This window comes from Actinotalea lenta, assembly GCF_030586465.1.
GTDB lineage: Bacteria > Actinomycetota > Actinomycetes > Actinomycetales > Cellulomonadaceae > Actinotalea > Actinotalea lenta.
Map to the genome: position 1 here is coordinate 2,499,725 of NZ_JAUQYP010000001.1, position 8,121 is coordinate 2,507,845.

Consider the following 8,121-nt stretch of genomic DNA (forward strand, 5'->3'; position numbering starts at 1 on the left):
GCTACGTGGTGGCGCTCGGGTCCTGGACCGCGGCCAGGAAGAGCGGCCAGCCGCTCGCCCCGTCGGTGATGACGATCAGGAACGGTCGGTCCACCGTCATGGTGACGGGGTTCGCGGGCGGCGCCGCGCCGGCCGCGATGCCCATCTCGGTGACCGCGGCTGCCCTCGTGCCGTCCTCGTCGACCTGGAGGACGCCCTGCTGGACGGCCTGGGCGACGTAGGGCGGTGCGGGCGGGTCGACGAGCAGCCCGTCCAGGTGGGCGGTCTGCGCGGACGTCAGCGCCCCCAGCCCGAGCGCGTCCAGCACCGGGAGCAGGTCCAGAGAGCTGGTCAGGTCGACCTTGGGCATCGCGAGCAGCACATCGGTGGTCGCCTGCGCGCCGAGCGCGACGCTCAGCGCCTCGACCGCCGCGGGGTCCGCGAGCGTGGGGTCGCCGGCGGCCTGCGAGCCCTCGGGCGGCAGCATCACATCGGCGTACAGCTGCGGGTTGCCCTCGTCCACCTGCAGGTAGGGCAGCCGGACCGCGCGCCAGCCCTCGCGCTCGACGTACGCGAAGGGCGAGCCCAGCTGCATCATGTCCACGGTCGCGCTGGTGCCGTCCGCGCGGGTGAACTCGTCGGGTTGGGTGAGGTTCGGGTCGAACGACGTGGCCCACCGGGCGGCGAGCGCCACGGCGTTCTGAAGCACCAGCACGAGCTCCGGGGCCGGCGTGATCGCCGACTTCTTGACCAGTCCGCCGGTGTGCTCGCGCACCCACGCGTCCAGGTCCCGCTTGCCCTCGTCGCTGGCGAGGTCGGTGACGAGCACCCCGGCGCCGTACCCGGCGGTCAGCCGGTCGAGGTAGGACTGCTGCGCGTCCTGCTCGTCGTCGACGACGACCTGGTTCGCCAGGTGCACGACGGGGATCTCGGGGAGCTCGGCCGCCCCGACCGCGGCCGGGTCGCCCTCGTAACGCGCGAGCGTGGTGCTCAGCGCGTTGATCGCGTCGGTGCGGGCGTCACCGCTCGCGCCCAGCGCCGTGTCGAGCGCGGCGGCAGACTCCCCCCTGGCCGCCTCGGCGAGCATCGACAGTGCCACGACGAGACTCGCGGGCGAGACCACCGTGCCCGCAGGCTCGGACCCAGCACCAAGGGCGGCGAACCCGGCCCGCCAGCTCGCCGCGACCACGGCTTCGGCCGCGGCGGCGTCGACGAGCGTGACCTGGGCGCGCTCGCCCTGTCCTTCAAGCATCGTCAGGGTCGGCGTCGATCCGCAGGCGGCAAGCCCCAGGGTGCCCGCGAGCATCGCCGCCGCGCGCGCTGCGCACCTCATACCAGAATCGTGTCACCGGACCGGTCCGTCTTGCAGCGGACTTCGGACCCGTCTCCGGTCCCCCGTCCACGGCCCTGCCCAGTGGAGCCCCGGTGATCAGGCGGCGAGCGAGCGCAGCACGTACTGCAGGATGCCGCCGTGCCGGTAGTAGTCGGCCTCGCCCGGGGTGTCGATGCGCACCACCGCGTCGAACTCCACCACTGAGCCGTCCGCCTTGGTCGCCCGCACCGCGACGGTGTCCGCCGGGCCGCTGTTCAGGGCGTCCACACCGGTCAGGTCGAAGGTCTCGGTGCCGTCCAGACCGAGCGAGTCGGCCGACTCCCCGGCCGGGAACTGCAGGGGAAGCACCCCCATCCCGATGAGGTTGGAGCGGTGGATCCGCTCGAAGCTCTCCGCGATGACGGCCCGCACCCCCAGGAGCGAGGTGCCCTTCGCGGCCCAGTCCCGCGACGAGCCGGACCCGTACTCCTTGCCGCCCAGGACCACGAGCGGCACGCCTGCGTCGGCGTAGGCCATCGCGGCGTCGTAGATCGACATCTGCTCGCCGGTCAGGAGGTTGACCGTCATGCCGCCCTCCACGCCCGGCACGAGCTGGTTGCGCAGCCGGATGTTGGCGAACGTGCCGCGGATCATGACCTCGTGGTTGCCGCGCCGCGAGCCGTAGGAGTTGAAGTCCTTGCGCTCCACACCGTGCTCCGCCAGGTAGCGGCCGGCCGGGCTGTCGGTCTTGATCGCGCCCGCGGGGCTGATGTGGTCGGTGGTCACCGAGTCGCCCAGCTTGGCCAGCACGCGCGCACCTGCGATGTCGCTGACGGGCTCCGGCTCGCGGGCCATGCCCTCGAAGTACGGGGGCTTGCGGACATAGGTGGAGTCCTCGTCCCACGCGAAGGTGTCGCCCTCCGGAGTGGGCAGCGACCGCCAGCGGTCGTCTCCGTGGAAGACGTCCGAGTAGTCGCTCGTGAACATGTCCCGGTCGATCGCGGCGTCGATCGTGGCCTGCACCTCGTCGGCGCTGGGCCAGATGTCGCGCAGGAACACGGGCGAGCCGTCCGCGTCGGTGCCCAGCGGGTCGGACTCGAAGTCGTGGTCCATCGTCCCGGCGAGAGCGTAGGCGATCACCAGGGGCGGGGACGCCAGGTAGTTCATCTTCACGTCCGGGTTGATCCGGCCCTCGAAGTTTCGGTTCCCGGACAGCACGGACACGACGGCGAGGTCGTTGTCGTTGACCACCTGGGACACCTCGGGCGGCAGCGGCCCGGAGTTGCCGATGCAGGTGGTGCAGCCGTAGCCGACGAGGTGGAACCCGAGCTTCTCGAGGTAGGGCCACAGGCCGGCCTTCTCGTAGTAGTCGGAGACGACCTTCGAGCCGGGCGCGGTCGAGGTCTTGACCCAGGGCTTGGCGACGAGGCCGCGCTCCACGGCGTTCTTGGCGAGGAGACCGGCGGCGAGCATCACCGAGGGGTTGGACGTGTTCGTGCACGACGTGATCGAGGCGATCACCACGTGCCCGTGGTCGAGCTCGGTGGTGGTGCCGTCCGCGAGCGTCACCGGGACGACCTTGTGCGGTCGGCGCGCCGGCGCGCCGGCGGCGTGCGTCGGCAGATCCGAGGCGTCGCCGTGCTCGCCGGTGGCGATCGGGTCCGACGCCGGGAAGGTCTCCTCGACCGAGTGGTCGAGGCCGTCCAGGGATGGGGTCTCGTGCTCGTCGACGTAGTTGCGCACCGAGCCCGCGAAGGACCGCTTGGCCTCGGTGAGCGCGATCCGGTCCTGCGGCCGCTTGGGCCCCGCGATCGACGGCACCACGCTGGACAGGTCGAGCTCGAGGTACTCCGAGTACGCGGGCTCGACGTAGTCGGGCGACGACGGGTCGTGCCACATGCCCTGGGCCTTGGCGTAGGCCTCGACGAGGGCGATCTGGTCCTCGCTGCGGCCGGTGAGCCGCAGGTAGTCCAGCGTCACGCCGTCGATCGGGAAGATCGCGCAGGTCGAGCCGAACTCCGGGCTCATGTTGCCGATGGTCGCGCGGTTGGCCAGCGGCACCGCGCCGACGCCCTCGCCGTAGAACTCCACGAACTTGCCGACCACGCCGTGCTCGCGCAGCTGCTCGGTGATGGTCAGGACCACGTCGGTCGCCGTGACGCCGGCCGGGATCTGCCCGGTGAGCTTGAAGCCGACCACCCGCGGGATGAGCATCGACACCGGCTGGCCGAGCATCGCGGCCTCGGCCTCGATGCCGCCGACGCCCCAGCCGAGGACGCCCAGGCCGTTGACCATCGTGGTGTGCGAGTCCGTGCCGACACAGGTGTCGGGGTACGCCGCGACGGTGCCGTCCTCGCCCTCGCGCGTCATGACGACGCGGGCCAGGTACTCGATGTTCACCTGGTGCACGATGCCGGTGCCGGGCGGCACGACCTTGAAGTCGTCGAACGCGGTCTGACCCCACCGCAGGAACTGGTAGCGCTCCTGGTTGCGCCCGTACTCGAACTCCACGTTGCGCTCGAAGGCGTCGCGCTGGCCGAACACATCGATCTGCACCGAGTGGTCGATGACGAGCTCGGCGGGGGCGAGCGGGTTGATCGTCGCGGGGTCTCCTCCGAGCTCGGCGACGGCCTCGCGCATCGTGGCGAGGTCCACGACGCACGGCACCCCCGTGAAGTCCTGCATGATCACCCGGGCCGGCGTGTACTGGATCTCGGTGCTCGGCTCTGCGTCCGGCTGCCATTGCGCGAGGGCTCGGACGTGGTCGGCCGTGGTGCTCACGCCGTCCTCGGTGCGCAGCAAGTTCTCGGCGAGCACCTTGAGGCTGTACGGCAGCCTCTCCATCCCCGGCACCGCGGTCAGGCGGTAGACCTCGTACGACGTGCCTGCCACCTCGAGGGTGGACCGGGCCGAGAACGTGTCGACGCTGCTCACGAGTGCTCCTTCGACGATCGGGATCCGCGCTCGGCCCAGGCTAGTCGCGCGGCCGGAGGGGCACGCGGCGAGGGCGGCGAACTATCTTGATGTCAAGATATCGCATGCCGCCGGGGCACGCACCTCACCGCTCGAGGACGGCGACCACCTCGACGTGGTGCGTCATCGGGAACAGGTCCAGGCCTCGCGCAGCACTGAGCCGGTAGCCGTGCTCCGCGAACAGCGCCACGTCACGCGCCAGGGCGGCCGGGTCGCACGCCACGTGCACCACCCGCGCCGGACCCCGGGCCGCGACGCCGGCGACCACGTCGCGGCCCGCCCCGACCCGCGGCGGGTCCAGGACGACCACGTCGGCCCGTTCCGGCAGGGCCGGGCCCTCCTGCGCGCCGCCCCCCGCCAGCACCGCTGCGACGTCTCCCCCGTGCACGCTCACCCACGGTCGGTCGTGCAGGTTGCGCCGCGCGTCGCGCAGCGCACGAGCATCGCCCTCGACGGCGTGCACCCGGCCGGAGGGTCCCACGGCGTCCGCCAACGGCAGGCTGAACAACCCGGCGCCGGAGTACAGGTCGAGGACCCGCGCGCCGTCGACGTCGCCGACCCCGTCCAGGACCGCGCTGACCAGCGCCGTGGGCGCGCCGCGGTGGACCTGCCAGAAGCCGGAGCCCGCCACCCGCCACGTGTAGGCGTGGCCGGCGACCTCGGCGCGCTCGCGGACCGACGAGCGGGCCGTCCGGCGCCGGTCCGGGCCGGTCGCGGTCCACGGCTCGCCGTCCACCAGGACGAGCGGCCGGTCGCCGCCGACCGGTGCGACCGCGGTGATCCGTGCCCCGGCCGGCCACCGGCGCCCGAGCAGCTCCGCCACCCCCAGCTCGGGGACGGCGAGCGGCATCTGCGACAGGGCGACGACGTCGTGCGACCGGTACCGGTGCATGCCCGCGCGGCCCTGGCCGTCGGCCACGAGCTCGATCCGGGTCCGCCATCCCAGGCCGTCGGTCTCGCCGGGCGCAGCCTCCACGGCCACCGGCGTGTCGAGCCCGGCGATGCGCCGCAGCTGCTCGGCCACCACCGCGGCCTTCCACGCGCGCTGGGCCGGCAGGGCGACGTGACCGAGCTCGCCGCCGCCGACCCCGCCGGGCCCCGCCTCGGGCCACGGGGTGGGCACCCGGTCGACGGACGGCTCGAGCACCTCGACCGCGTCGGCGCGCCAATACCGAGCCGTGGGCCGGGAGTCGGTCAGGTGCACCCGGACGAGCTCACCCGGCAGCGCGTGCCGGACGAACACCACCCGGCCCTCGTCCCTCGCGACGCAGTGCCCGCCGTGCGCGACCGGGCCCACCCGCAACGTAGGCGCGCTCACGTGCCTCGCGGCCCCTGGTCGCGCATCCGCTCGGACTCCCGCGCCGCCTCCTGCTTGACCTGAGCCGCCTTCGCTGCCTGCGGGTGCGTAGCCTGCCACGCGCGCACCTCGTGGTCGCGGGAGGACTGCAGCTGCCACGGGACGGAGGCCACGACGACGCCCGGGGTGAACAGCAGCCGGGTCTTGAGCCGCAGCGCACTCTGGTTGTGCAGGACCTGCTCCCACCAGTGGCCCACCACGTACTCCGGGATGTACACGACGACCAGGTCCCGCGGGCTCTCCCGGCGGATGGACTTCACGTACCCGAGCACCGGCCGGGTGATCTCCCGGAAGGGGGAGTCGAGCACCGTCAAGGGCACCGGGATGTCCAGCTGCGCCCACTGCTCGCGCAGCTCGGTGACGTCCTGCGGGTCGACGGCCACCGTCACGGCCTCCAGCACGGATGGCCGGGCCGCGCGCGCGTACGCCAGCGCCCGCATCGTCGGCTTGTGCAACCGGGACAGCAGCACGATGGCGTGCACCCGGCTCGGTAGCGCACGCAGCGCGCGGTCCTCGTCGTCGATGGACGTCTCGTCGCGCACCATGTCGTAGTGCCGGCGGATCCCCAGCATCGCGACGTAGACGATGACCATCGCGAGGATCGCGATCCAGGCGCCGTGCGAGAACTTCGTGATGAGCACGACGACGAGCACCATGCCGGTCATGGCCAGGCCGACGCTGTTGATGACCCGGGAGCGCTTCATGCGCGAACGCACGCTCGGGTCGGGCTCAGTGGCCAGGTGGCGGTTCCAGTGCCGGACCATGCCGAGCTGGGACAGCGTGAAGGACACGAACACGCCCACGATGTACAGCTGGATCAGCCGGGTGACCTGGGCGTCGAACGCCCAGATCAGCACCACCGCACCGGCGGCGAGCGCGACGATCCCGTTGGAGTAGGCCAACCGGTCGCCACGCGTGTGCAGCTGGCGGGGCAGGAACCCGTCCCGCGCCAGGATCGAACCGAGCACCGGGAAGCCGTTGAACGCCGTGTTCGCGGCCAGCACCAGGATGAGCCCCGTCACCACCGACAGCAGCACCACGGCCGGCGGGAACCCGGCGAACACGGAGTGCGCGAGCTGTCCCAGGACGGGGTGCTGCTCGTAGCTGTCACCCACCGGGACGCCGTTGCGCAGCAGGTTGGTCGCGGGCAGCTCCACGTAGTGGATGCCCGCCGACCGGGCCAGCAGCAGGATCGACATCATGAAGGTGATCGACAGCCCGCCGAGCAGTGCCAGCGTGGTGGCGGCGTTCCGGCTCTTGGGCGGCCGGAACGCCGGGACGCCGTTGCTGATCGCCTCGACGCCGGTCAGTGCGGCACAGCCGGAGGCGAAGGACCGCAGCACCAGGAACGCCCCGGCCAGCCCCATGAGCCCCTTGTCCATCCCGAGCGAGTCGAGGAAGCCCGACTCGGCCTGGATCTGCAGCCCGGCGCTCTCGGCCGGCGGCAGGGTCCCGGTCAGGACCCGGATGAGCCCGACGACAGCGGTCAGGCCCACGGCGAACATGAACAGGTAGGTCGGGATCGCGAACAGCGTCCCGGACTCCTTGACGCCGCGCAGGTTCATCAGCATCAGGACACCGACGATGACGATGGCGAAGAGGGCCTCGTGGCCGCGCAGGGCCGGGATGGCCACGGAGGCGTACTGCGCGCCGGAGGACACCGAGACGGCGACGGTGAGCACGTAGTCGACCAGCAAGGCGCTCGCCACGGTGAGCCCGGCCTTGGGGCCCAGGTTCGTGGTGGCGACCTCGTAGTCCCCTCCGCCCGAGGGGTAGGCGTGCACGTTCTGCCGGTAGGACGTCACCACGATCACGAGGACCGCGACCACGGCGATGCCGACCCATGGGGAGATCGCGGTCGCACCCATCCCGGCGATCGCCAGGGTGAGCAGGATCTCGTCCGGCGCGTAGGCGACGGACGACAGCGCGTCCGAGGCGAAGACCGGCAACGCGATGCGCTTGGGCAGCAACGTGTGGCCGAGTCGGTCGCTCCGGACCGGACGTCCGACGATCAGCCGCTTGGCGGCATCAACGAGGTCCGACACACGGGCCATGCTAGGACCAGCCGAGGGGCTCCACGCGCCACGGTCCGTCCCGGGGCGCCGCGCACGTGCGGCGCGGCCGGCGGTCGAGGCCGACGACGAGCCCCGGAACGGTATAGCGTCAGGGTCCGTGCACTTCGTCATCATGGGATGCGGACGGGTGGGCGCGACCCTCGCCTCGTCGCTCGAGCACCGCGGCCACACCGTCGCGGTCATCGACCAGAACCCCGACGCGTTCCGCCGCCTCGACCCCGAGTTCTCGGGCAAGCGGGTGACCGGCGTCGGGTTCGACCGCCAGACCCAGGAGCAGGCGGGCATCGAGGAGGCCTATGCCTTCGCCGCGGTGTCCGACGGCGACAACTCGAACATCCTGTCCGCGCGTGTCGCACGCGAGACGTACGGGGTGGACAACGTGGTCGCCCGGATCTACGACCCCCACCGGGCCGAGATCTACCAAC

General features: G+C 72.1%; 5 protein-coding genes. 1 reads left to right on the plus strand and 4 read right to left on the minus strand.

The window, feature by feature from the left end; all coding sequences use genetic code 11:
- Position 1: 1 nt before the first annotated feature.
- From Q6348_RS11955 to Q6348_RS11970, 4 genes are all read right to left on the minus strand, one after another.
- Entirely contained in the window at positions 2-1,312 is a 1,311-nt protein-coding gene (locus tag Q6348_RS11955; RefSeq protein ID WP_304601507.1) for a serpin family protein, read from the minus strand.
- Between the two features lie 96 nt (positions 1,313-1,408).
- Positions 1,409-4,225 (minus strand): aconitate hydratase, encoded by a 2,817-nt coding sequence (locus Q6348_RS11960; protein WP_304601508.1) that lies wholly within the window; start codon positions 4,223-4,225, stop codon positions 1,409-1,411.
- 124 nt (positions 4,226-4,349) lie between these two features.
- A complete protein-coding gene (locus Q6348_RS11965) occupies positions 4,350-5,582 on the minus strand; it encodes a class I SAM-dependent RNA methyltransferase (protein ID WP_304601509.1) in 1,233 nt (410 codons plus the stop codon).
- Positions 5,579-7,666 carry an APC family permease gene (locus tag Q6348_RS11970; protein ID WP_304601510.1) on the minus strand — a complete coding sequence of 696 codons (2,088 nt, stop codon included), beginning with the start codon at positions 7,664-7,666 and terminating at the stop codon, positions 5,579-5,581. The genes Q6348_RS11965 and Q6348_RS11970 overlap by 4 nt, the downstream gene beginning before the upstream one ends.
- Before the next feature lie 142 nt (positions 7,667-7,808).
- On the opposite strand from Q6348_RS11970, the gene Q6348_RS11975 reads away from it, so the two are divergent.
- Positions 7,809-8,121: potassium channel family protein (locus Q6348_RS11975; RefSeq protein ID WP_434062062.1), on the plus strand; the 313-nt coding region annotated here is incomplete at its 3' end.

Bases quoted from the DNA above. Each gene is read 5' to 3' on its own strand.
- Q6348_RS11955 (WP_304601507.1), bottom strand. From the start codon at position 1,312: ATGAGGTGCGCAGCGCGCGCGGCGGCGATGCTCGCGGGCACCCTGGGG.